Annotated in this window: 16 protein-coding genes; 14 read left to right on the top strand and 2 right to left on the bottom strand. The window is 39.9% G+C overall.

Annotation, left to right across the window (positions count from 1 at the left end; genetic code table 11):
• The first annotated feature begins 502 nt into the window (after positions 1-502).
• Complete coding sequence (locus B9Y93_RS13875; RefSeq protein ID WP_085495028.1) at positions 503-1,270, top strand: HAD family hydrolase; 768 nt, start codon at positions 503-505, stop codon at positions 1,268-1,270.
• A 249-nt stretch (positions 1,271-1,519) separates the two neighbouring features.
• Here the strand turns inward: B9Y93_RS13875 and B9Y93_RS13880 are convergent, their stop codons facing one another.
• Positions 1,520-3,145 carry a nitrite/sulfite reductase gene (locus tag B9Y93_RS13880; RefSeq protein ID WP_085495030.1) on the bottom strand — a complete coding sequence of 542 codons (1,626 nt, stop codon included), beginning with the start codon at positions 3,143-3,145 and terminating at the stop codon, positions 1,520-1,522.
• 340 nt (positions 3,146-3,485) lie between these two features.
• Between B9Y93_RS13880 and B9Y93_RS13885 the strand changes: the two genes are divergently transcribed.
• The 4 genes from B9Y93_RS13885 (at position 3,486) to galU (ending at position 10,067) form a co-directional block, all read left to right on the top strand.
• Complete coding sequence (locus B9Y93_RS13885) at positions 3,486-3,689, top strand: DUF2759 family protein (protein WP_085495032.1); 204 nt, start codon at positions 3,486-3,488, stop codon at positions 3,687-3,689.
• Between the two features lie 314 nt (positions 3,690-4,003).
• A complete protein-coding gene (locus B9Y93_RS13890) occupies positions 4,004-5,101 on the top strand; it encodes a S1C family serine protease (protein WP_085495034.1) in 1,098 nt (365 codons plus the stop codon).
• An 852-nt stretch (positions 5,102-5,953) separates the two neighbouring features.
• On the top strand, positions 5,954-8,866 hold the full coding sequence (locus B9Y93_RS13895) for a U32 family peptidase (protein WP_425320343.1): 2,913 nt from the start codon (positions 5,954-5,956) through the stop codon (positions 8,864-8,866).
• Positions 8,867-9,197: 331 nt separating this feature from the next.
• The gene (gene galU, locus B9Y93_RS13900; RefSeq protein ID WP_085495037.1) at positions 9,198-10,067 is read left to right on the top strand and encodes a UTP--glucose-1-phosphate uridylyltransferase GalU; all 870 of its coding nucleotides are present in this window, start codon (positions 9,198-9,200) and stop codon (positions 10,065-10,067) included.
• Positions 10,068-10,142: 75 nt separating this feature from the next.
• On the opposite strand, the gene B9Y93_RS13905 is transcribed toward galU, so the two are convergent.
• Positions 10,143-12,584 (bottom strand): O-antigen ligase family protein, encoded by a 2,442-nt coding sequence (locus B9Y93_RS13905; protein ID WP_085495039.1) that lies wholly within the window; start codon positions 12,582-12,584, stop codon positions 10,143-10,145.
• 483 nt (positions 12,585-13,067) lie between these two features.
• Here B9Y93_RS13905 and B9Y93_RS13910 point away from each other — a divergent pair, with 483 nt between their 5' ends.
• Genes B9Y93_RS13910 through B9Y93_RS13950 form a run of 9 tightly spaced genes read left to right on the top strand, consistent with a single transcriptional unit; the run spans position 13,068 to position 26,694 of the window.
• Positions 13,068-13,862 carry an ABC transporter permease gene (locus B9Y93_RS13910; RefSeq protein ID WP_085495041.1) on the top strand — a complete coding sequence of 265 codons (795 nt, stop codon included), beginning with the start codon at positions 13,068-13,070 and terminating at the stop codon, positions 13,860-13,862.
• A gap of 14 nt (positions 13,863-13,876) precedes the next feature.
• Entirely contained in the window at positions 13,877-15,142 is a 1,266-nt protein-coding gene (locus tag B9Y93_RS13915) for an ABC transporter ATP-binding protein (RefSeq protein WP_085495043.1), read from the top strand.
• A gap of 8 nt (positions 15,143-15,150) precedes the next feature.
• The gene (locus B9Y93_RS13920; RefSeq protein WP_085495044.1) at positions 15,151-18,468 is read left to right on the top strand and encodes a glycosyltransferase; all 3,318 of its coding nucleotides are present in this window, start codon (positions 15,151-15,153) and stop codon (positions 18,466-18,468) included.
• A 12-nt stretch (positions 18,469-18,480) separates the two neighbouring features.
• On the top strand, positions 18,481-19,836 hold the full coding sequence (locus B9Y93_RS13925; protein WP_085495046.1) for a mannose-1-phosphate guanylyltransferase/mannose-6-phosphate isomerase: 1,356 nt from the start codon (positions 18,481-18,483) through the stop codon (positions 19,834-19,836).
• 55 nt (positions 19,837-19,891) lie between these two features.
• Positions 19,892-21,544 (top strand): acyltransferase family protein, encoded by a 1,653-nt coding sequence (locus B9Y93_RS13930; RefSeq protein WP_085495048.1) that lies wholly within the window; start codon positions 19,892-19,894, stop codon positions 21,542-21,544.
• Positions 21,545-21,575: 31 nt separating this feature from the next.
• Positions 21,576-24,128 (top strand): hypothetical protein, encoded by a 2,553-nt coding sequence (locus tag B9Y93_RS13935; RefSeq protein ID WP_085495049.1) that lies wholly within the window; start codon positions 21,576-21,578, stop codon positions 24,126-24,128.
• Positions 24,129-24,163: 35 nt separating this feature from the next.
• Positions 24,164-25,090: a glycosyltransferase family 2 protein gene (locus tag B9Y93_RS13940; RefSeq protein ID WP_176228928.1), complete on the top strand. Its 927-nt coding sequence runs from the start codon at positions 24,164-24,166 to the stop codon at positions 25,088-25,090.
• A gap of 9 nt (positions 25,091-25,099) precedes the next feature.
• Positions 25,100-25,753: an LbetaH domain-containing protein gene (locus B9Y93_RS13945; RefSeq protein ID WP_085495053.1), complete on the top strand. Its 654-nt coding sequence runs from the start codon at positions 25,100-25,102 to the stop codon at positions 25,751-25,753.
• Entirely contained in the window at positions 25,750-26,694 is a 945-nt protein-coding gene (locus B9Y93_RS13950; protein WP_085495055.1) for a hypothetical protein, read from the top strand. The genes B9Y93_RS13945 and B9Y93_RS13950 overlap by 4 nt, the downstream gene beginning before the upstream one ends.
• The last annotated feature ends 6 nt before the right edge of the window (positions 26,695-26,700 follow it).

Genomic DNA, 26,700 nt, shown 5'->3' on the forward strand with positions numbered 1-26,700 from the left:
ATCGTCAAGTCTAGGCAAGCAGCCAATTGGTAGCATCAATTGACTTCAAAATAAGTGACTGCAATAACTGGCTGCAACAAGTGATAAAGTGATAAGCTCCGTTGGTCTTTATATATAAAGGCTGCGGGCTTCACTTATAGCTCTAAGCTTGAGAAGAAGGTCCATCCTGTAAACAATAATCAGGAGGACTTTCTTTTGTTTTTAGGAATGAAAAGGCATTGTTCAGGAATGGAGGGAATGGAATCACCACAAGAGCACTCCCTTTTGATCTAACATATATAGCAGGGAGATTGGGCGGATTAAGATCGCAATTTGATGACAGGGGTTAGGGGTTTAGTGGTTGAGGGGATAGTCAAGTTCTAAAGACCAGATCATCTTACAGAGATGCGTTTTCGAGTGAAATGGATTCATTTCGGAGTTGGAGCAGGAAGAACCTGCCTTGATGTAGAAGCAGTGAGAAGGAATTGCGATCATTAGAATATGGACATAAAGGGTGGGGAAGATGACAGTCATTAGCGTTGGAGAGAATCGGGTGCCGATTCGCGGTATTTTATTTGATAAAGACGGAACACTGCTTCAGTTCGTCAGCTTATGGGGTAAATGGGCGGAAATGGTGCTGAATGAGCTTGAGCGTGAGCTTAGACAAGAAGATGCCGAGCTGCCAGAAGGGCCGGGCTACTTGTTAGGAGTATTCCTAGATGAGCAGCGGAAGGTTACTGCGCATGATCGTTTTGGTCCATTGGCGATGGGGTCTCCGGCACAGATGATCGGCATAGCAGCTTATTATCTATACCGCGCTGGCGTGCCATGGAATGACGCTTCTCGCCGAGCAACCGAGGTGTTCGAACGCGCCAATGAAATGGTGCTTGAAGAGGCGAATATACTCCCGGTGTCAGGTGTGGCTGAATTCCTGGAGACGTGCCATGCTCGTGGATTGAAGCTGGCTGTCGTTACCGCAGATGATAAACGGCCTTCCGAACAGCATCTTGTCAAAATGGGGCTTCGCCACTACTTCGACAGCGTCGTTGGGGATGACTGCGTGGAGCACGGCAAGCCGTATCCGGATATGGTCGCGCTAGCTTGTCGGGAGCTTGGCCTTGAGCCGCATGAGACGGTCGTTATTGGGGATTCGGTTGGCGATATGGAGATGGGACGCAGCGCAGGCTGCGCGCTGCAGATCTTTATCGACGAGGAAGAGCGCTTCGAGACAGCGCCTGAATCTGCGGATGTAATGATTCGCTCCTATAAGGAGCTTCGTATTGAAGAATAGAAGACGGAGACTAGGCGCGTTAGGTGCCTAAAAAAGAAAGCCGTCTGCCCACGCTGCGAGACCTGTGAGGAAGTAGAGGCAAGCCCATGAACATGCTCTTAGCTTCCGGTCACCTGAAATCGCAGCAGTGCATATGCTTGGCCTGATCGGTTGGAGGGACGAGAAAGTGTCGTCATTGAGATGATCAGGCAGAGCAGTGCACATGGTGGTGCAGACGGCTTTTCTATTTTATTCAAAAGTCATATAGACTTAAGATACAAGCAGCGGTGAAGCAAGAATCTCGGTGAGCTTCTCTTGGAAGGCTTCAGCTCCCACACGAAGGAAGTAATCATGGAATGATTCATCTTCGATCCGATTGTCCTTGTAGAACAGAATCAACTGCTCCAGCACCAAAGGCACATCATCACCCTTCACACGGCCTTTCAGGGTCTTGTTGAAGCGGGCGTTAGGCCCCAAGATACCGCCTACCGCGATATCGAAGGCATCTATCATGCCATTCGGCGTCTTCACAAGCGCTCCTTGCAAGCCAATGTCAGCGATATGCTTCTGACCACAGGCGTTCGGGCAGCCAATAAAATGGATGCGAATCTTCTCATCCAACTGGACATGCTCATCCAGATATTGTGCGACACGGCGAGCACGCTCCTTGGTCTCCACAATAGCAAGATTGCAGAACTCATTGCCTGTGCAGGATACGGAACGGCTCATAAAATGCTTAGGGAATGGCGTAAGGCGCTCTAATACAGGCTGTTCAAGCACTTCATCCACTTTCTCATTTGGAATGCCGCTAAGCAAAATATTTTGCGACATCGTGGTGCGAATTCTGCCATCACCGTAGATCTCTGCGATATCTGCGAGCTGGAGCCATTCATCAGCATTCAACCGGCCCACAGGCACGTTAAGCCCGATATAGTTTAGCCCCTCTTGTGCTTGCGGGTGAACACCATCGAAGTAAGCGGCCTGCCAGCCTTCAGTGCGATCCTCGCCAGAACGCTCCAGCGGTCCAAGAAGCTCCTCAAGCTTCTCCAGGAATTTCTCCACACCCCAGTCGTTGATTAAAAACTTCAAGCGAGCATGGTGGCGCTTCTCCCGATAGCCATGATCGCGGAAGAGAGTCGTTACTCCGACGGCAAGCTTCAATACTTCATCTGGACGAACAAACACATCCAGCTTGCGAGCAAGGAAAGGCTTAGCAGATAGTCCACCGCCAATATGTGCATGGAAGCCAATCACTTCTTGGCCATCGATGACTTTTACAGCAGGAGTAAGCGCTAAATCATTGATTTCGGCGTTGGCATTATTGAACTTGTTGGATGATATGGACATTTTGTATTTGCGCGGGAGGTTGGAGAAGTCACGGTTCATCAGGAAGAAATCATTTACCTCATCAACAAGAGAGGTGGTATCCATCAGTTCATCAGGATCGATACCTGCCAACGGGTTGCCGACGATAGTCCGCGGGCAATCTCCACAAGCCTCATACGAATATAAGCCCACCTCCTCCAAGCGTTTGAAGATATCCGGGAAATCCTCGACGCGCAGCCAATGGTATTGGATGGCTTGGCGTGTGGTGACGTCCATGAGATCGCGCCCATACAGCTTCGCAATCTCACCGAGCGCGCGTGCTTGAGCGACATTCAGGATGCCCGAATTAATGCGGATTCGCATCATAAAGTAGCCGTCCTTCGGCTTCTGCTCGTACACGCCGGCCCACTTGAACAGGGTCTTGTCGTCTTCAGGAATGGAATCATACCCGGTCTTGGAGTAGGTTTCAATAATATCGCGAATGACATCGAGGCCATCCTTTTGCATCTTCACGAATTCAAACTTGTTCAGCTTCTCGCCGCTATTCATCCATATCGGTTCATAAGCCATCCTCAGAGCCTCCCAGCATCCCATTGTTTAATTCCGATTAAACAACTAAGAATTATCTTTTTGGATATAGTAACATATTTCCATTTTGGCGTAAATGATTGGTTTCGCAAAACGGTATTACTTTTTCTAATAGGATGAGATAGATCTGCTTATGAGTAAAAAAGTGTGGCAAAAATAGAACGGCAACAAAGTGCTTCACAATAAGAAAGGGAATTCGTTAACAATTCTTGAATATTTGGTGACAAACGTGACAAATCGGAAACATTTTCCTTGCAACGTTCGCTGGATAAATATAACATAGATGCAGGTAGATAAAATGCGCGTGTAAGGGAGGTCCACCATGTTTTTAGCAGAAGCGGCAGCGGAAAGCACAAGTAATTTTACGTTATTTGATCCATTTATGATTGTGTTTACGATTCTTCTCATATGGGCCGTTATTCGCCAAGTCAAGCAGCGTCCTCGCAACCGATTCGCTCTTGGTTTTGCTGCGGTTAGCTTAGTTGTTTTTCTCGTTATGGATGGCATTATGATTAGTGGATGGTAACAGCTTAGACGATTGCAATATAGATGCGTACATAGAACGAAGTGGAATCCGCTCTGCTAGTGGAGCGATCACGGAAGGAATGACTCTTTGATCAAGATCAGGGAGTCTTTTTGTTTTGAAGCGGCCCTCGTCTCGTATGATAGATGGAATTGTCACGAATCTGCAATACTCTTCTGCAATTGCCGTTATATAGTAGAAGGGAATCTATCAGGCGCCTAGCGAATTAGTAATAGCGCCTATTGCAATTGTCATAGGCACCATGATCGCGACATAGATTATGTTAATAGAAAGATTAGCGTTTGAGGTGCGTGCGAATGAAGAACGGGGGATGGAATGTGAACAATACGGCGAAGAGAAAACGAAAGGCAGCATGGAAGCTGCATCTATCGCGCGGGATGGCCGTCGTACTGCTGTTAGGCATGTGCTATCAAGGACCGATAGCTGAAGCCTCGGCAGCGCCTGCAGCGACAAAGCAAGCTCAAACGGATAAGGCAAAGGTGAAGACGTTATCCTCATCTGCCATTACGAAGATCGTGCGGAATGTTAACCCTGCTGTCGTCACCATTGTGGGACAAGACAAGGCTGCCCTTGCCGAAGGCTACGAGCCAGAGGATGCGGTGTCTTATGGAAGCGGCGTCGTGTACCGTGAGGATGGCTGGATCATTACGAACGCGCATGTCATTGAGGGGCTGAAGAAGCCTTTCGTTGTGTCCTCAGAGGGTAAAAAATATGAAATCGTGAAATTTTTCTACGACGAAATAATCGATATTGCTGCAGTTAAGATCAATGCAAAAGGATTAAAGCCCGCTGCCTTTGCCGCAAGCAGTGTGAAGGCTGAGGTCGGCGAAGAGGTGCTTGCCTTTGGCACACCGCTGTCAATCACGCTGCGCAATTCCGTTAGCCGAGGCATTATTAGCGGAGTGGATCGATCATTGGATGGAGGGTACAAGCTGTTGCAAACGGATGCTTCCATCAACCCAGGCAACAGCGGTGGGCCGCTGGTCAACTTGAAAGGCGAGGTCATTGGCATCAATACGCTAAAGTATTATGGCGAGGATGTAGACAATGTTGGCTTTGCAATTCCCATGGATACTGTTCGATGGGCGGTCAACGATCTGATTCAGCATGGAGAGGTTCGCACGGGTGTTATCGGCATAGAGCTGGAGCAGAACTGGGCTGCGTCTATAGGCCTGCCTACCAAAGATCCACTTAGAATTATAAACATAACATCCAAGTCGGCTGAGCTTGCTGGCATTAAGAAAGGCGATGCTTTGCATACCATTAATGGCAAGACCATCAGTCAGCTTGCAGATGTGCGGGAGGCGCTCAAAGGCAAGATTACCGGTGATCATGTCAAGCTTGTGATCAGCACGAATGGGAAAAAACGTACCGTGACAGTGAAGCTGGGGTAAACGGACTGGAACATCGTAGGCCAGCTGCGGAATGAGGGTATGTGGATTCTGTGAGATTTATTTGTAATGTTCATACAAGTGTGTGCTATCAGAGATGAATGGAGATACTGTTGTTAACACGTGCCGTATGTAAGAAATGGCCTTGCAGCTGGTGTGACCTGTAATACGAGGCAAACTTGATTAGTGGAGAGCCTTTAGCGCAAAAGCGATGCCAGTAGGCACATAGACGCGCAGTTGGATAAGAGGGTTTATGCATAGGAAAATGTAAGGATCAGAATACTTGAGATTGCTAGAGCACAGGAGCTTTACTTCCTGTGCTTTTTTCTTGGCCGTAGGTATTGATACTACGATGGCGATGTAGTTATTGCCGTTTGTATAGTGATATTACTATGTTTGATGATGCAGGAACTCGTATTGGTAGTACCGTGCATTAGAATTTTTGACTTACAGCAGGCTTAACCGGAACTATGCTGCTGGCTGTCTTTGTGTAAGATTAGCACATCATCAACGTGTGTTCTAAACCAGAGCACTCTTTTTTAAAGACCAAGATAATGCTTGGAGCAACCTGATAAAGGGTAAAACTTCACAGAGCGTGTATTCACAGTACTTGAACAAACGCTTAAAGCTGACAATGGAGCTTTTTTTTGCCCATAAGTTTATGTATAGGAACACTTGAATGAGTTGTATCGTATCAGGACTGCCAACATGAGATGGCATCCAAATTGGGAACGAGCAGCTATGTGAGGAATTTCATAGCATCAGTGGATGCAGCCTATGAAATCGGGTAAAATATATAGTTAGAGCTTTTAAGAGGAACCTAGGGTCTCATGCAAGAGATAACGGAGGATGAAGATGACAACGATACGTCGTGAAGATATAGAACTGCTGGCCCCTGCAGGAGATTGGGATTGCATGCGCGCAGCTGTTGCGAATGGCGCAGACGCCATCTTTTTTGGAGTTGAGAAATTCAACGCTCGTGCGAGAGCGAACAACTTCCGCATGGATGAACTGCCGGAAATTATGTCCTTTCTTCATAGCTATGGAGTGAAGGGCTTTTTGACCTTTAATATTCTCGTATTTGAAGATGAGCTTCGCGATGCGAAGGAATTGATCGAGACGTGCATGGATGCGGGTGTGGATGCGGTTATTGTACAGGACCTGGGTCTTGTGAAAATGATTCGCGAGATCTCGCCGGACTTCCCGATTCACGGTTCGACACAGATGACGATTACATCACCGGAGGCGGTGGAATTCACGAAGCCGTTCGATATGGAGCGGGTCGTGCTTGGCCGCGAAAATAACCTGAAGCAGATTCGGAAGATCGGCGAGCAGGTGAAGCTGCCGATGGAGGTCTTCGTCCATGGTGCGATCTGCGTATCCTACTCGGGACAGTGTCTCACGTCCGAGATGTGGGGCGGACGCTCCGCGAACCGCGGCGAGTGCGCTCAGGCGTGCCGACTCCCATACGACATGATGGTCGATGGGGAGCATAAGCCGATGGGCGATGTGACGTATTTGCTATCGCCAAAGGATCTGGCCGCGATCGATATCGTGCCAGAGCTGATTGAAGCAGGCGTGACGTCCTTTAAGATCGAAGGGCGCATGAAGCAGCCAGAGTATGTGGCGAACGTCGTAAGCAAATACCGTAAGGCGATTGATGACTATTTCGATGGACAATGGGCGGGACCGTCCAAAGAAGAGGTACGGGAGCTGGAGCAAAGCTTCTCCCGCGGCTTCACGCATGGTTTCCTGAAGGGCACGAACAATAAGCAGCTCGTCGATGGGACATTTCCGAAGAGCCGCGGCGTGTATGTGGGCCGTGTAGAGCAGGTCCTGCGCGATGGAGTCGTGTGTAAAATTGAAGCACCGCTGAAGCGTGGCGACGGCATCGGCTTCGATGCGGGCGATCCGACGCAGAAGGAAGAAGGCGGACGCATTTACGATCTGCGCCGCAAGGGCGTGAAGCTGGAAGGCGAAGCGCAGGAGGGATGGATCATCGACATCATCCCTGGGCGCAATGACGTTAACCTTCGTCGAGTGAAGGTAGGAGATCGCATATGGAAGACAAGCGATCCTGCGTTGGATAAGCGCATGCGCGCTACTTTTGAGACGGAGAAGCCTTATCGCGTATTCCCGGTTCATGTGAAGGCGGAAGGACGCGTAGGTGAGCCGCTTCGCACATGGTGGACCGATGTGCAGAAGGGTTCTGTGGTCCAGGTGGACTCCGAGCTGCTTCTGGAAGAGGCGAAGAAGCGTCCGATGGATGAGGCGCTGTTGGAGGAGCAATTTGGCCGTCTTGGTGGAACCGTGTATCAGTTGGAGAAGCTGGACGTATCCCTTGAAGGCGACCTGATTGTCCCGATGCGTGAATTGAATGCGATTCGCCGTCAGGCGGTTGAGCAATTGGCTGGCGAGCGTCCGAAGCCGCCAGTATATACGAAGCACGAGGCAGATCTATTTGCCGATGCTTATACCAATCGTAAGGCCATTCCGTATGGCGGCGGCCAGTTAACCGCCCTGTGCCGCTCGCTTGAGCAGGTGAAGGCAGCGGTTAAGACACCGGTAGCGATGATCTACGTGGACTTTGAGTTTATCAAGCAGTTCCCAGAGGCGATTGGCGTTTGCCGCGAAGCAGGCAAGCCTGTAGCACTGGTGACGCCGCGTATTCACATGCCGCTGGAGAATGGCTATCATCGCAACATTCTGAAGCTGAAGCCTGACGCGGTGCTTGTGCGCAATACAGGAGCCCTAAACTTCTACCTCCAGGCGAAGGCGGAATGGGAGCAGCAGCGTGCGGCAATGAGCATGGGTGCTGGCAAAGGTGAAGCTAGCGGGCAAGGATCAAAAGCGGTGACAGGGTTAGATGATTCCACTTCTACTGTGGAAGCTGGAAACGCTAGAGGTTCAACAATGGCTCAGGAAGCGGGTAACGATATAAATGCATCAACACCTATAAGTGCCGATAATGGCGGTTCTAATGGACTAGCAGCTTCTGATAAAGGAACAGGCTCACGGGGAGCTTCCAATACGAGCGCAGAGCATAATCTACATGTGCGAGTGAATGATGAGGGACATAACGCATCTAAAGATCATTCAGATCCTATTGATGGTATTGCAACGACTAGCATCGGCGCTTGGAGAGAGCAGGAGCATGAAGCATCCGGTGGCATCCTAGGAACGAACGATGTGCCAGATGCATTCCCTCTCCTGATTGGTGACTTCTCGCTAAATGTGGCCAATCATAAGGCGGTGGAGCTGTTTGTTGAAGCGGGACTGGACAGCATCACACCTTCCTATGATCTGAACATCCAGCAGATGGTGGATATGCTCGGCTACGCGGATACCTCGAAGCTTGAGATCGTCATCCATCAGCATTTGCCGATGTTCCATACCGAGCATTGTGTATACTGTACATTCTTGAGTGAAGGCACAGATTATACGAACTGCGGCCGTCCTTGTGAGGAGCATCGCGTCTCCTTGCGTGACCGTATCGGCATGTCGCACCCTGTGCGTGTAGACGAAGGCTGCCGCAACACGGTGTACAATGCGATCGAGCAATCCGGCGCGGAGTATTTGAAGCACTTCTTGGATCTGGGTGTGGGTTCTTACCGTGTGGAGTTTTTAGAGGAAACATCCGAGCAGGTGCAAGAGGTCATTGATCTGTATGCTCGCGCGCTTCGCGGTGAGATCAGCGGCACGCAGGTATGGCGTCAGTTGAAGGCGACGAATCAGCTTGGGGTAACACGCGGGCAGTTGGTGAAGTAAAAGGACAGGTGCAGATATCCAGATAAGTTATAGATAGCTTACTGAAGGGTATTATGAATAATGGCGCTTCTAGAACTACCATCCAAGGTAGGCGTAGAGGCGCCTTTTTTCTAGCGGAGCAATTGAGATCAGGAACGAGATTTGTTTATGTTCTTATCTATCAAACAACCATCTAATTTTTCTTAAAAGGATTTGTTAGGGTGAATAGGGATACAGATCAAATACTAGAACTATAATAAGCCAATTTGCCTATTGTTATATCATGGAACAAGTTTCAATAGTATAATGGCTAATATTGCAGAAGTGTAACAGCATGGTGGAGGTGCGACATTTGAAAGTACGGAAGGCGATCATCCCTGCAGCAGGCTTAGGTACTCGATTCCTGCCTGCCACGAAGGCGATGCCTAAAGAAATGCTGCCGATCGTGGACAAACCAACCATTCAATACATCATAGAAGAAGCGGTAGCCTCTGGCATTGAAGATATTATTATTGTGACCGGTAAAGGAAAGCGGGCGATTGAGGATCATTTCGATAATGCCTTTGAGCTGGAGTCACTGCTAGTCGAGAAGGAGAAGCTAGGGCTGCTGGAAGAGGTCCAGAAATCCTCCAATTTGGCTGATATCCATTATATTCGTCAAAAGGAACCAAGAGGTCTTGGACACGCTATCTGGTGCGCACGCAAGTTTATTGGAAACGAACCTTTTGCTGTATTACTCGGGGATGACATTGTAGAAGCAGACAAGCCTTGCTTGCAGCAGATGATTGAAGTGTTTAACCAATATCATTCATCCGTTGTGGGCGTTCAACCTGTCCCATGGGAAGAAGTATGCCGTTACGGTATTGTAGCTGGAGAACAGCTAACAGAGCGTGTGATGCGTACGGATCGATTGGTGGAGAAGCCTGCTGCGGGATCGGCTCCCTCTAACTGGGCGATCATGGGGAGATATATTCTTACTCCGCGTATCTTCGAACTGTTAGAGCACCAAGATGTTGGGGTTAACGGAGAAATCCAGCTTACGGATGCAATTGCAAGCCTCGGGCAAGAAGAGCAGATTCTGGCTTATCATTTTGAAGGCAATCGTCACGACGTAGGCGAGAAGCTTGGGTTTATTGAAACGACGATTCATTATGCACTTCAGCGGGATGAATTGAGGGAATCGTTGTTGAGGTATATGGAAGAGCAATTGAAAAATAAGTAGTATAGTTTAGTAAAACACCCGGCAACTGCATGTGCAGGAACCGGGTATTTGTTTCATATACGCTAGAGATTATTATCAAAACTTCTTAGTTACGATGCGACCGATACTATCCTTGGCATTTTCATCAACCTCAACCAGCTTATTAAAGTGATCTTCATCATTCATACCTAGTTTTTCTGAAGCAGCGAGATACCATGTCATCATTTCTACATTAATAACATTACTAAGATCATCTTGCAAATGTGATTTTATCATGCCATAAGCTTCCTGTGTCTGTCCCTGCATATAATATGCTTGTCCAGCCCTAAGAGCGACGTTCGGGGTAATCTCAAAAGCTTTGCCTTGAAATTGACCCTCGGGCAAGGTTCTAAGATGCTTAATTCCCTTGTTGATATGATCTAGTGAATTAAGTACGGTATCTATATATGTTTTTCTTGTTGCTGAATCTGGAGCATTATAAGCTAATTGAATGCCGATATGCATATATTGTTCATACCAACTAATATCCCAAGGGAATCGGTACGCATTAGCCTCATACACCCTAAAAATGTCTTGATCGAGTTTTTTACTTTGATAGAGACTGTTTAAGGTCATTAAGAGTCTTTTATTTGAAGGGTCTGTTTTTATAGCAGTATGAATTGTTTTTTCAGCTTCTTGATAAAACTCATCACTTTGGGACTGTCTGTAAACTTGCGTTAATAAGGTGGCTTTCTCGATTGCATAATCTGGATGGTTGCCTCGTATTATCAGAGCTTTATTCAATGGTGCTACAAGTTCATTATAGTTATTTGTCACTTCGCGAAGCTCCTGTGCTTCAATAAATGAATTGGTTGCAGAGATAAATAATCCAGACACAATTAGCAGAACAACTGAAATGACTCCAATAGTTGCGCTATAAACTGTACGTAAAGTTTTAGGTTTGATCTTAAGCTTAAATGGTTTGCTTTCTATCGATGCTGTCATACCACCAAGACAAATAAATACTAATACACCAATATAGGCGTAGCTCATATTAAAGTCGAGTATGCTGTGTATAAGAATAGACGCTGCAATAATAAAATAAACAAAGTGTTCGCTTCTTTTTTCTTCATTTACTTTTATATAGCCTCTTATATACTGCACGAAAATGTATATTAAGAACGCTGCAAAAATTACAAATCCCAATATCCCTGTCTCAATCAGATATTGCAAATAAAAGTTGTGTGCTTGACGAGAAGTATAAGGGTTGTTCTGATATTGCTCGTAGAGTGCGCTCCATGCGCCGCCGCCTGCTCCAATAATAGGATAGTCCTTGACGACCTTCATCGCATCTTTATAGAAGGTAAGTCTTTCTAAGACAGAGTGCTGTTCGAAGTTAATATTCTCAAGACGGGTTTGAATATTTTCCGGGAGAATATTTTTTGCACTAGTACCGACTAGGACGAACAAAAGAAGTGCGCCTAAAACTATCCCCCCAACAGGAATAAGGAAATTGCCCCACTTTTTGTTTGACAAATTACCCGTTGCCTTCTCCAATGCTGGGGACACCCATTTTTCTAATGCTAGAGAGATTCCACCTGAAACAGCTGAACCGATTAGAATATACAGCCAACCAGTTAATGATTGGGATACGCTAAATGCTGATTGTAATTGCAGACCAAGATCCGTAACAGGATTCAGAATAATGATTGTTACAATCCCACTAACGGCAAGATGTAGGATCCACATTAACTGTCGATATGGCTTGAGGAAGACCAGCAATAGAACAAACACTACTGGAAGCAAAACTAATCCACCGCGAGATAGCGTTAAGAAGATGGACAGAATAATAGGAACGAGCATAAAGCCATGGATGAATTTGCTCCACCAAGATCGTGATTTACCAATTAGAAATGCCGCAACAAACAAGAAAGCCATTAGATAAGCAGCGTATGTATTCGCATATTGGAAGACGGAAGTAAGACGAGCACCATTGGAATCGACCATGACAGCATCTTTGTATGCTCCGGATGAAATGGTGGGAGAACCAAGCCACTTCACAAGCGTAGTAATGAGAGGGCCGTTCCCAAGCCAATGAAATAACCCGAAAAATACAATAATATAAGCTATGGTAGTAATCACATAAGTAAGCAGCTTATTTACGGTAGTATGTTGTGATAGTACTTGCGATGTTATAAAGAACAAGGCGTACATCAAAGTGATAAGCAACATATTAATTGCAAGATATTGTGATGCTGAACTTATTAATGATATTAGATAGCTTAGTGGAAGTAAGAACACGATGATACTGGAAAGAGTGATTTGTATCCATTTTGAATTTTTCTCTATCAATATTATGGTTAAAATGCTGATTAACGATGACCATAATATTGATATATAAATAGATTGCTCAAAAGCTTGATCTTGTCCATTAAATAAAGCAACTCTAAAGGACGCCCAGAAAAGAAATAATGTGACTAGTCCTAATAGCAGCCAGTATAACTGCAAGCCATCTGAAGTTTTGCTATTTTTTGTCGTAGAATATCCATAGGTCGACAATTTCTCTGCTCCTTTGCTATTGAAATCGAATGTATTTATTTTAGCAATAAATATAAGTTCGAACAACGTTAAACGTAAGTCTCAATTGGAAAATGATAATTGTGGTGGTGATTTAATCGATTCTGTAGTAAAAGCTTAACGATTCATTTCCCCTACAACTTTTCTCAAACTCATCTGATAAACTTAACAAAATTATCGAGGAAGTAAAAATATTGTAATTGAAATGTAATATTGTTGAATATTCGATTCATCTGGTTACATTGAGCTATAATAGACGAGGAGTATTGAGCATTATCATTTACGATAGTATAAAGGTATTGTTTTTTTATTTATTGCGTTTAACATTAGAAATGCTTCAGGCTATTCGAAAATGGAGGATTAACATATATATGAGTGTAATTAACAGTTGGTGAATTTGAGCGTAATCTGTTGTCGATATAACGATAAAAAACCTTATAAAGGATGAGGGAGTGATTTGTTAAAATGGTAATAGGGTTTATCAAAGATATCGTTTTACAGCAACGATTTATTATAGAGATGTCAAAAAAAGATTTTATAGCGAGATACTTAGGATCTTTTTTAGGGATTCTCTGGGCGTTTATTCAGCCTACTGTGCAAATACTTATTTTCTGGTTTGTATTTCAAGTAGGATTCAAGAGTGCTCCAGTAGATAACTTTCCTTTTATTTTATGGCTTATAGCTGCTATGATTCCTTGGTTTTTTATTTCTGATTCCATTACAAGTGCTACAACATCAATCATTGATAATAGTTACTTGGTGAAAAAGGTTGTTTTTCGAGTGAGCATCTTGCCCATAACAAAAATATATTCGGCTTTATTTATTCACTTTTTCTTTATTGTCTTTATGATCACGATGTTTTTAATTTATGGATATAACCCAACTGTCTACTACTTGCAGATTTTATATTATATATTTGCATCGATAATGCTTGTATTAGGAGTATCGTGGATTACATCATCGCTTGTCATTTTCATGAAAGACATTGGTCAGATTGTAGGAGTTCTGGTGCAATTTGGATTCTGGCTTACGCCAATATTTTACTCTCTAGATATCGTTCCAGAGAAGTATCATTTCCTAATTAAAATAAATCCCGTTTATTACATTGTGGAAGGGTACCGAGATACCTTTATTTATCATAAGTGGTTTTGGGAACATCCTTTACTGACACTAAACTTCTGGATGATAACATTTACGGTTCTTGCTTTAGGGACACTAATCTTTAAGAAGCTCCGTCCTCACTTTGCTGATGTACTATAGGAAGGAATGAAACGATGGAACCTGAGGTAGCTTTGAAGGTAGAAAATGTAACAAAGGTATATAAGCTTTACGATAAACCAGTAGATCGGCTTAAAGAAGCCATGAACCCATTAGGTAAAAATTACCATACGGAGTTCTACGCAGTTAAAAATATTTCATTTGAGTTAAAAAAGGGAGAGACTGTTGGGATCATCGGAAAGAACGGATCCGGTAAGTCCACTCTATTAAAAATGATTACAGGAGTATTGCTCCCCTCAGCAGGGAAAATAGATGTGGATGGGAAAATATCGGCATTACTGGAGCTAGGTGCAGGATTTAATCCTGAATATACTGGTATGGAAAATATCTATCTTAATGGTACAATAATGGGTCTGAAAAAAGAGGAAGTGGACGCTAAGTTAAAAGACATTCTTGATTTCGCGGATATAGGTGATTTTATTTATCAACCGGTAAAAATGTACTCTAGTGGAATGTTTGCTCGCTTAGCATTCGCAGTAGCCATAAATGTTGATCCAGATATATTAATTGTTGATGAGGCTTTGAGTGTAGGGGATGTAAGATTTCAGCAGAAGTGTTATCGAAAAATTGAAGAGTTTAAGGATAAGAAGACTGTAGTAATGGTGACTCATGATACAAGTGCAATTGTTAAGTATTGTGACCGAAGCATTTGGATAAATGAAGGAGTCCTTATGGGAGATGGTGATCCATTAGAAATATCCAAACAATACCAGGCTTTTATGATAGATTCTTCGATTTCTAAGAAAGAGGTTCAAACTCATACTTACATAGGTTGCAACGACGATATCGATAGTATAAATCCAAGTCTTGATATTCTTGGGGACAAAGATGCTGAAATTATCGGAGTATCTATATTCGATGAAGTTAGTAACATAAAAACAACGATGCTGACTTCTAATCAACGAGTTAAACTTTCTTTAAAGATAAGAGCTAATCAAGATATTATTGATCCTATTATTGGATTCACATTAAAGGATCGTTTAGGTTCGACTATCTTTCAGACAAATACTTTTGCATTGAATCAAAAAGTCACAGATTTAAAGAAAAACGAGGTCGCTATATTTAGCTTTTGTTTTGAATTCCCTTCTCTAAATCATGGTACTTACACAATATCACCAGCTATTGCATCTGGTACTCAAGGGAATCATATTCAACATTGTTGGGTGCATGATGCAATTATTGTTCGAATGCTACACTCTAATATGTTTCAATTAGAAGGGTATCTTTTGTTGGATAGCGTTGATTTCTGTAAAGAAATTTAGGAGGCAATATGAAATTCACGGGAGAAAGATACATTCCAAATATGCAAGATTATACATTGGAGGCAGAACATCTACAAAGATATGCTTCGGTTACTTCCTTAGTGAAAGATAAGGTGGTTATTGATGCTGCCTGCGGTGAAGGATATGGAACTAAGATATTATCAAACTACGCGAGTAAGGTCATTGGTATAGATATTAGCAGCGAAGCTATTCGTCATGCTAAGAATAAATACAGTCAAGATAACATTGAATTTATTGAAGGTTCAATCGAAAGACTGGATCTCCCAAGTGGTTCAGTAGATGTATTTATATCTTTTGAAACAATTGAACATGTTGATGAAACTACTCAACATTCTTTTTTAAATGAAATAAAGCGTGTATTAAAACATGATGGAATCTTAGTAATTTCAACCCCAGAAAAGAGCCGGTATACAGATGCAAGAAGCTATATCAATCCATTTCATGTAAAAGAATTCTACGAGGCTGAGTTTCATGAGTTCTTAGGTAGGTACTTCTCACATATTAATTTTTATTTTCAGGGTTTCGAAATTATCTCTACAATAACTAATCAACAATCTAAATCATTAACTAATATTAACCATGAGGACAACAACTCACATGATGGGATGTATATTATTGCAATATGCAGTAATCAACATTTAAAATCTGTAACTATCGATTCATATTTACGAGTAAATGAACTGAGCTATTCAGGCCTTGTCAGTCGAATTGTTGAGCTACAAGCTGAAGTACAAAGTAGAAATGAACATATAAAAAAACTAGATATTATTATTGATGAAAAAGGTCTCCAAATCAGAGAATCACAAAGCGAACTTGATAGCTTAGGAACACATCTAAAAAAACTAGATGATTGCATTATTGATAAGAATTTACAGATTCAAAAATTACAAAATGATTCAGAACAACTAGAAGTAATACAAAAAAAGTTGAACCTAGAAATTGAAAGCAAAGAAAAAGATGTATGTAAACTGAAAGACCTAATAGTACAAGCCGATGACGATAATAAACAAAAAACACAGATCATAGAAAATCATAAGGCTCATATAAATATGCTTTTGGAGCAAGAACGAAAGCTAAATGCTATTTATGAGTCGGGCGGGTGGAAATTGCTGAATAAATATTACTTCTGTCGAGATAAAGTATTTCCTCAAAGAAGTAAGAGAAGGTTAATTGCACAGTTACTATTCAAATTCATGAAAAATCCCAGATTCATGATTCGAAGTTTGAATAAACAGAATCTAAAAAAAATGAAGTACTATGTGAAAACGGAAAGCATGGACAGATTAAACAGTAGAATTGACAATTATGTTGAAAAGCATGCTCAAACCACGGAAACTCGTGATCTTAATTTAATGAAAAATGTTGATGCTACAGAAAAAATCGTATTTCAATCTGTAAATGCGGATAATAATATTTTGGTTTCCATTATAATCCCTGTCTATAATCAATGGGAGTATACTTACTCCTGTCTAAAATCTATTTTGGAGCATACAAAAGATGTTAGTTATGAAATAATTATTGCCGACGATGTATCTACGGATGAAACCCAAAATATCAATGACATTGTCGAAAATATTACAGTCGTTAGAGATGAAGTAAACCGTGGATTTTTATTAAATTGCAATAATGCGTCTCAATATGCAAAAGGGAAGTATTTGTTCTTCCTTAATAATGACACAAATGTTCAGCCGGAGTGGCTAACTTCATTGCTTGATGTAATAGAAAATGATTCTAACGTTGGCATGGTCGGATCTAAACTAGTGTATCCAGATGGAAGACAACAAGAGGCAGGAGGGATCATCTGGAATGATGCTAGTGGGTGGAATTATGGACGTTTAGATGATCCTGATAAACCTGAATATAATTACTTAAGAGAAGTCGATTATATATCGGGTGCTGCAATTATGATTAGAAAATCCATATGGGATCAGTTAGGTGGTTTTGATGAACGTTACGTCCCTGCTTATTTCGAGGATACTGACCTAGCGTTTGAGGTTAGAAGATTAGGTTATAAAGTTGTATTGCAACCAAAATCTGTGGTTGTGCACTTTGAGGGTATTTCACATGGCACAGATACTAGCAGTGGAATAAAGAGCTACCAAGTGGTTAATAAGGAAAAATTCCATGATAAATGGGGATTGGAATTGAAAACATTCCATTACAATAATGCTGAAAATGTCTTTCTGGCAAGAGATAGAAGTAGAAATAAAAAGACCATTGTTATTGTGGATCACTACGTTCCTCATTATGATAAAGATGCGGGAGGAAGATGTACTTATTTCTATACAAAATTGTTTGTGTCTCTGGGCTATAAAGTTATATTTATAGGGGATAACTTTTTCAAACATGAACCATATACTCAGGAATTACAACAGCTTGGTGTTGAAGTGCTGTATGGCAACTGGTATGCAAAAAATATTATGCAATGGATTAAAGATAATGGTGATTATTTTGATTTTGTATATTTAAATAGACCTCATATCTCTGTTAAATATATAGATGCTTTTAGGAAATATTCAAGAGCCAAAATTATATATTTCGGACACGATTTACATTTCCTTAGAGAGATGAGAAACTATGAAATAACGAAGAATGAAAGTTTATTAAAATCATCAAATGAGTGGAAAGTTGTTGAGTACGAGTTATTTAATAAAGCTGATGTTATTCATGTTGTTGGAAGTCACGAACAACAATTGTTGCAAAAAGAGTTTCCTGCTAAGGAAATTAGGAATATACCTTTGTTTATTTATCCAAAACCACAAAGAAGCATCAATTCATACGAAAACAGAGAAGACTTGCTCTTTGTAGGTGGTTTTAACCACAAACCTAATTATGACGGCGTACTATGGTTTGTAAAAGAGGTATGGCCAGAAATAAGTAAATCACTTCCACATGTGAAGTTTTATATTGTTGGCTCAAATCCTCCCGAGGATATTCAAATGCTTCAGTCAGAAAACATTGTTGTAACGGGATATGTCACAGATGAACAATTAGAGGGATTTTATAGTAAATGCAGAGTTGTTGTAGTTCCTCTCAGATTTGGTGCTGGTGTTAAAGGTAAAGTTATTGAAGCAATGTATTATCAGACACCAATGGTTACAACTTCTATTGGAGCAGAAGGGTTAGAAAATGTTCATGCATCCTTGGAAATTGCTGATGACGAGATTGCGTTCAGTAATGCTATAGTGAACATATACAGAAACGCTACTTTATGGAGTCAGCTTTCCAGCAACTCAGCTTATTATATTGAAAAGAATTTTTCAGTAGAAGCAGCCAGGTCAATTATCTCAATAGACATAAACTAGTGGGAGATTATGATGATAAATGTAATATTATGTGGGGGCAACGGTACTCGTTTATGGCCGTTGTCTCGTACACTCTATCCTAAACAATTCAATAAGCTAATAGGTGATCGTTCTTTGTTTCAGATGACATTAGAACGTAACCGGACACTGTGTAGTAATACTCTAATTGTATCGAATGAGGAGCAGTATTTTTTAGCATTGGATCATGTAGAGGAACTTGAATATCAAGATGCCAAGTTCCTTTTGGAACCAATTGGACGAAATACTGCTCCTGCTATTGCTTTAGCTTGTAAGATGGTTGATGAAGAAGAACTTGTGCTTGTTACTCCATCAGATCATATCGTTAAGAACCATCAAGAGTATTCGAAATGTGTTAAGGATGCTATGAGTATTGCCGAGACAGGAGCAATCGTTACTTTTGGGATACATCCGGAATACCCAGAAACAGGATACGGATATATCGAAGCAAATGGATACAACGTAATTTCATTTAAGGAAAAACCCGATCAAACTACTGCAGAACATTATATAGATCAAGGGAATTTCTATTGGAACAGTGGCATGTTTCTTTTCAAAGCAGGTGTTTTCCTCAATGAGTTGAAAAAACACGCTGCTGAGATATTTGAATCAAGCCGTCAGGCCTTTGAAAGTGCGAAGACATATGAGTATGTTACACGTATTCAGAAAGAAGCTATGATTCAGATTCCATCGGACAGCATTGACTATGCAGTTATGGAGAAGAGTACATGTGTTAAGATGGTTCCTGCCCAAATAGGATGGTCTGATCTTGGTAGCTTCGAAGCCTTATATCACGAACTTCCTAAGGATGAGTCAGGGAATACACTTGGTGCAAGTTATAATCAATTCAATTCCAATAATAACTTGATTATTTCAAATGATCGCTATGTAGCAGCTGTAGATGTACAGGATCTCATTATCGTGGATACACCAGATGCACTCTTGATATCGAAAAAAGGATCGTCGCAGGATGTGAAATTGGTCGTAGAGCAATTAAAGCAGAACAATTCTCCACTATGTGATAATCATACGACTGCTTATAGACCGTGGGGGAACCACACTGTTCTAGATTATGAGGATAACTATAAGATTAAAAAAGTGGTTGTTAAACCTGGACAAAAATTAAGCACGCAGATGCATTTCCATCGCAATGAACATTGGATCGTTGTTAGTGGAACAGCTCTTGTTACGGTTAACGGGAATACTTCTCTTTTACGAACCAATGAGTCGACTTTCATTCGTATGGGTGACGAACATTCAGTTGAGAATCCAGGAAAGATAGATTTACACTTAATCGAGGTTCAGGTTGGAGAATACGTGGCGGAAGACGATATTTTTCGAATCAGATGATCTGAATATATAGCTTAATCTTTCAAATAACTGAGTAAAGTTGGAGATAGTAATTATGATAATTGCGGGGCAGTCAAAGAGGGTTAGACCACAAAATGCTTATTTAAGTTTAGGTGATTTGGCAATTGGTAGAAACAATAATTTCGATGTAATCCGATTTATCGCCGCTACAATGGTATTGTATTATCATGCGTTTCCTCTTGGTGAAGGAAATGGCCAACAGGGAGAAATTCTTTATGCCTTGTCTAATGGGCAATGGAATAGTGGTGGTCTGGCAGTTGCAACTTTTTTTATTGTTAGTGGATTCCTTATTACACAAAGTTATGAAAACTCAAAATCAATTATTACCTTTGCAAAGTCGCGGGTTCTGAGAATCTTTCCAGGACTTTTAATTGCACTTTTGCTTTCAACCTTTGTTTTAGGACCAATAGTAACTAGCTTACCCTTAAAAGAGTATTTTGTTCATCCTCAAACCTATCAATACCTAAGAGCGTTTTTCTTGTTCCCGATGGAGTGGTTCCTTCCAGGAGTATTTGAAACTAATGTCTATCAAGGTGCAGTTAATGGTTCGTTATGGACTATCCCATTTGAAGTGATATGTTATATCGTCGTGGCCATTTTAGGAGCTATGGGGATGTTAAGATTCAAAAAAATGATTTTGTTAATATCATTTGTGAATCTCTTTTATTACTTTTTTCAAAAAACTATATCGCCATCTGGTAGTGGGCATCTTTGGGGACTTGAAATCTCAACACTCTCAGAATTGTTTGTATATTTTTCCTTCGGAATGCTATTTTATATTTATCGTAGTTATATACCACTTAATAAACACTTAGCAATGTTATCGATATTTATGCTATTTATAAGTCTTCAATATGGTGGTGTTAAGGAGTTATTTATTTTATTTGGAACTTATCTTATATTTTATTTTGCATTTTCACCAGCCGTTAAACTTAATGGCTTTTCTAAGTTTGGGGATTTTTCTTATGGGTTATACATATATGCATTTCCAATCCAGCAATTAGTTACACATTGCTACGGAGGAAGTATGGATGCGATTTTGAATTTTGTGATTTCATTCAGTATCACAATTTTGATATCCATATTATCATGGCATTTAGTTGAGAAACCTGCACTCAAATTAAAAAAGTATCAGTTAATAAAATTTAATATTTCCTCATTGCTTGATGTACTAGGAGCTCGTTGGCTAGATTCTGTCAGAAACAGATTGCGAGTGAGAATAAAATTTGGTTGGAAGACGTTTATTGTGTTATTTACCATTTTTATATTGGGATTTACCTATTATAATCAAATGCCATCTACAATCACTTTTCCATATAGTAAAGGTGAATCTATGTTTACCGGAGGGTGGTTGTCTCAAAGTCCATCCGAAAATTATAGATGGATCAATAAAAGTGCGGGGCTAGAACTGACCAAACCTGCTTGGGCTAGCAATATTGTAATAGAAGGTTATATTCCTGAAACATTTGTTGAAATAAACAAAGTTGTTGTATATATGAATGAGCAAGCCGCGTATGAGACTGCGCTAATTCCGGGTAATCCACTTCTCATTAACGTCAATGTTCAGGATATATCTAACAAAAAAATTCATGTCCGACTTGAATTTAATAGTACTCATGTGCCAAAGGAAAATGATGCTGATCAAAGAGAAATGAGTGCAATGATAAGTAAAGTATATTTCCAATAGGAAATAATAAACTATTCGTTAGGGGATCCTTATGAATGATATTCTAAAAAAGGAAAAGAAAGCGATCATATTTGTATTATTAGCCACTTTATTTTTATCACTTGTTTTTCAATATAGTGCTATAAAAAATATTATATTTAAGGTTTATAAGTGGCAGATAGTACAACCGGAAACTGTTAATGGTATTTTCGAAATGTCGCTTATAAGTGCAGCTTTTGTAGTTCTTGCAATATTCGCAAAAAAAAGCTGGTGTACTGCAGGTATAACAATTATAAGTGTGATTTTTTTGTACCTTCATGGTGTTTTGCCAGCTGTTATACTCGGATTATTATACTTTGAGGCCATTATTTCGTTGGGGAGATTTTCATTGAATCTTCGAAATAAAAAAGAAAGAAATGATAAGTACCTTGAATTCTTTCTGATCGGCTTTTTAATCTGGTGTTTTGTAAGTATTGTTTGTTCTTTATTAGGTAAGGGGAGTTTTAACGATCTTAGAATAGTAACAGTCTTGTTATTCCTTCTGAGTTTTGTGAATGGTTTTAATATGCCGTTTTTCATTCATTTATTAAAGAAATTCACTCAATTTAATAGATGGGAAAAAATACCATCACTGTTTTTATTGACCTTGATATTAATTCAGTCAGGGAAAGCTAACACGTTACTAGCTTACGAGTTCGATTCAATATGGTATGGACTTAGGCCAGAAGCTGTATTAGTAGGGAATGAGTCATTTTATGATAATTTAGGGATGGTCAGCTATGTTCATTTATACCCCAAGTTATTCGAGTTATTTTTAATACCGCTTAGTAATCTTGGGAGTTATAGTTACATTATTATTATTAATGTCATTTTCTATGCATTATTAATATATATGATGATACTGATGTTTAGAAAATTAAATCAGAAAACATTCATAAGCCTATTTTATACATCATTAATAGCCACTATACCAGTTGTATCCAACATGGCTTCTACAGCTAAAACTGACATGTTTTCCACATTTATGATCATTTTAAGTGTGTATTTCTTTTGGAATTGGATTGTTTTTTTAGGGGAAAACGGGAATAGAGACAGCAGTCTGTTTTGGTTTTCCATTATTTCGATGGTACTTTCTTTAGGTGGGAAACCAACTAATATACTTTATGTCCCATTTGTTGTTCTTGGTTTGCTAGTATACATGTTATTAAACAAAAGTATATTTCAGCTCAAAGGAATTCTTAAAACAAAACAGTATGCAACAAGATATACTATTTTGTTTACTCTTTCAATATTAGTTTTAGCCGGCGTTTATTATAGGACATATAAGATAGTGGGCGTCCCCATTTATCCTACATTTGGGAATATATGGGAAATATTGGGTTTCAGAGTGCAGTATCCATATGCGTTGAAAAATGTAGGAGAGACAGCAGTTTCGTTAGATGTCAACGGCTTCTTTTCCAGATGGTTTCATCTGCTTTTTGATCCACAACCATATGGTCATGTAATTATGCTATGGATTGGAAACTTATTGTTTTTCTTGATACTTTCTTTGGGACTACTTTGTTTGATTGAAACAAAAGTGGAGTTAAGAAAGGATATATTGGTTCTTATTACTCCATTGTGTTTAGTGGGGGGATTTTATGCGACGGTGCTGCCTAATGGAGGAGACAGTAACTTTTATCTTGTTCCTTTAATTTTGGGTACCGTAGGAGTAATTCATCACTTAACACCTTATTTGTTTCGTATTAAGAAGATTCTGTTCATTTCATTAGTTTTATTTATTCCTGTACAGACTTTATTAATGTTTGTGTCTCATCCGTCATGGAGTTATGGTATGTCACCAATTAAGATCGTAGGTGAGAATAACACAGAAAGATCAAAGAGCAACTTGTTTGAATATAACGGTATTGCTAAAATTGAAGGTTATTTGAAAAACTCAGGGAGTATGGACAAATGTATAGGTCTGGGAGATGACTATTTATTGAATCAGTTGTCATGCAGAATGGAAACCGTTAATGCCTCTGCTTCTGATTATTTAGGTAATTCTCAATTATTTTCTAGTGTGGAAGAATTGAAAAAATTTATTGAATGGAGCAATACAAAATATATCATTATTCCTAATTCTATTCCGAATGAAAATCAATCTATCTATATTATTTTGAAAGAATTGCACTCTATGGGTTATATAGTCGCCGATTCAAAATATGATCTGATTGTACTTGATCGTAATTATAAGGCTAATAGTGATACAACCATTAGTGATATTCAGCCATTGCAGGGGTGGTTTGCGAATGAAGGTAGCTACAATTGGATTGGTAAGACTGCTAAAGCAAGAGTGAGAACGGGAACAGCAGGATTACTTGAGATAAAAGGTATTCAACCGGGGGTATTTGATAATGTAACGATTAAGGTCTTTGCTGATGATAAGCTAATAACTCAGAAAACAGTGATTAAAGGTGAATTTGAAATTAAACATCAATTAGACACTAATGACGATATGATTCTTAAGATTGAAGTGGATAAAGGATTTATACCTAAAGAAAAGGGTATGGGAGAGGATATCAGAGAGTTATCAATTATGATAAATAGTTTAACAATATCATAGATAGTTTGATATCAGAATAGAAAAAGGTGATAGTCTTGAAACCATATTTTTCGGTGGTTGTACCAGTTTACAGGTCTGAAAAAAACTTAAGTGAGCTTTATGCACGTATAAAAATTTCTTTAGAAGAACTGAATGCTAATTTCGAACTGATATTGGTGGAAGATTGTGGGGGTGACGACTCCTGGCGGGTCATCCAAGAGTTAAGTGAGCAAGATAGTAGGGTCATCGGTATTAGATTTACAAAAAACTATGGTCAACATGCAGCTATTATATGTGGAATTGCAGAAGCAACTGGAGAATGGATTATTACTTTAGATGACGATCTAGAACAACGACCAGAAGATATTCATCTTCTTTACGAAAAGGTGAGACAAGGATACGATTTGGTTTATGGCATCTATGAGGAGAGGTCACATGCTAAATGGAGAAATATGACGTCTCATATAGCTAGGAAGTTATTTAATAAAGCAATTCCTAATCTTAATTATGAATATACATCATTTAGAATTATGCACGAAAAGATTGGTAAGGCATTAGTGCAATTTGAATCGCCCTTCCCTTTTGTAGATGGATATTTAGCCTGGGTGACGAATAACTATTCTACAGTGACTGTTGAACATGGAGTTAGAAAGCATGGGGTTAGCAACTACAGCTTCTCTAAGTTATTAAAACATACTATTAACATTCTTGTCTCTTTTTCAGATATTCCATTAAAGTTTGCTTCTTGGATGGGTCTTGTTTCTTTTATTACAGGCTTCATGTGGCTTATTGTCATATTATTCAGAAAATTATTTATTGGAATACCAATAGCGGGATATGCATCCATAATCGCAGGAATAGTTTTATTTGGAGGGATTCAGTTATTTGTTTTAGGTATTTTTGGGGAGTATCTTGGTCGAATTAATTACAAAAGTACAAAAAAACCACTGTATATTGTGTTGAAAACTACCAAGGATAATTAGAGGTGTTGGATGAAAATTATTATTATTGGTGGAAAGGGAACAGCAGTAAACATAGCTGATCATATAATAAACGCACAAAGAGTGCATGGACAAGCAATTGAATTTCTTGGCTACGCCATAGATGATCCTTCATTAAAGGATTCTATCAATGGTCATCCGATTGTATGCACCACTGACAAATTACATAGTATCTATGGCAAGTACTCTGACGTTAAATTTATTTTCTCTTTGTACAAACCAGAAAAGATGATAGAGCGAGTTAAATTGTTGAAAAGTTATGGAATACCACAGGGTAAGTTTCATACTTTTGTACATCCAACTTCTTATGTTTCAGATCATGTTAAGTTAGGTGTAGGTAATGCAATTCTGTCTAACTGTTCAATCAATTCCAATGTGTCGATTGGAGACTATAATATTATTAACTCTAATGTTGTTATAGAACATGATTCGAGTATTGGAAATAATAACTTTATTGCTGCTACTACTTGTGTTGGATCCAGTGTCGAAATTAAAAATGGGACTTTCATTGGGTTAAACTCCTCGATAAGAGAGAAAACTGTAATTCATAACTTTTCTTTTGTAGGTATTGGTTCTAATGTATTAAATGATGTGGAGTCTGGTGCTGTAGTTTATGGAAACCCAGCTAAGGAGCGTAAAAAATGATATTTGAGCCTAGAGCTTCAGCGGTCATCTATAATCTCCTTAACAGTTATGAAGGTGATAAGGTCTTTTTGGTTCCTGCTAATGTTTGTCCTATTGTTCTTGTAACTTTTTTAAAAGCTAAAAAAAGATTCGAGCTCATTGACATTTCTAATCAAACACTTTGTATGGATGAAGAAGATGCTCTGAGAAAATTAGGTAATAACCCCAGTAAGTATGCAGGCGTATTTTTTGTCAGAACTTTTGGTGTTTTGGGTTCGTTTGAACATTTTTATGAAGAAATTAAAAAAATTAATGAAGACTTCTTGATTGTAGACGATCAATGTCTTTCAGCTCCTGATCCTGAATTAAGTAAAGATACTATTGCTGATGTAGTACTTTACAGTACAGGTTACGCTAAAATAGTAGATTTAAGTTATGGCGGACTAGCCCAATTAAAGCCCAATATCAGGTACAATAAGAATACGTTGAGTTTTGATGAACAAAGTCATGATCGTATAATTAATGAGTACAAAAATAGCATAGCTAATAATTCTATGTTTCTGTACAAAGATTGTGATTGGTTAGACAACACTCATGTTGGTATTTCCCTCGAACACTATCTTTCATCAATTGAAGAAGCATATAAGACTAGTATTGAGACTAAAAATATAATTAACAAAATTTATTCTGAGAATCTTCCTCAGAGTATTCAGTTAGATTCTAAGTATCAATTGTGGAGATTTAATATTCGAACATCTAAGAAAGATGAAATTTTAGATGCTCTTTTTAAAAATAAATTGTTTGCTAGTTCTCATTATGCGTCGTTAAAAGGGATCTTTAGCCTAGGTAAAGCACCTAATGCTGAAGATCTGCACGCTAATGTTATTAATTTATTTAATGATAGGAACTATGATGAAGAAAGAGCTTATAGAACTGTTGAAATTATCAATAAGTTCCTTTAAATATTT

The sequence above is a fragment of the Paenibacillus aquistagni genome, from assembly GCF_900177815.1.
GTDB lineage: Bacteria > Bacillota > Bacilli > Paenibacillales > Paenibacillaceae > Paenibacillus_B > Paenibacillus_B aquistagni.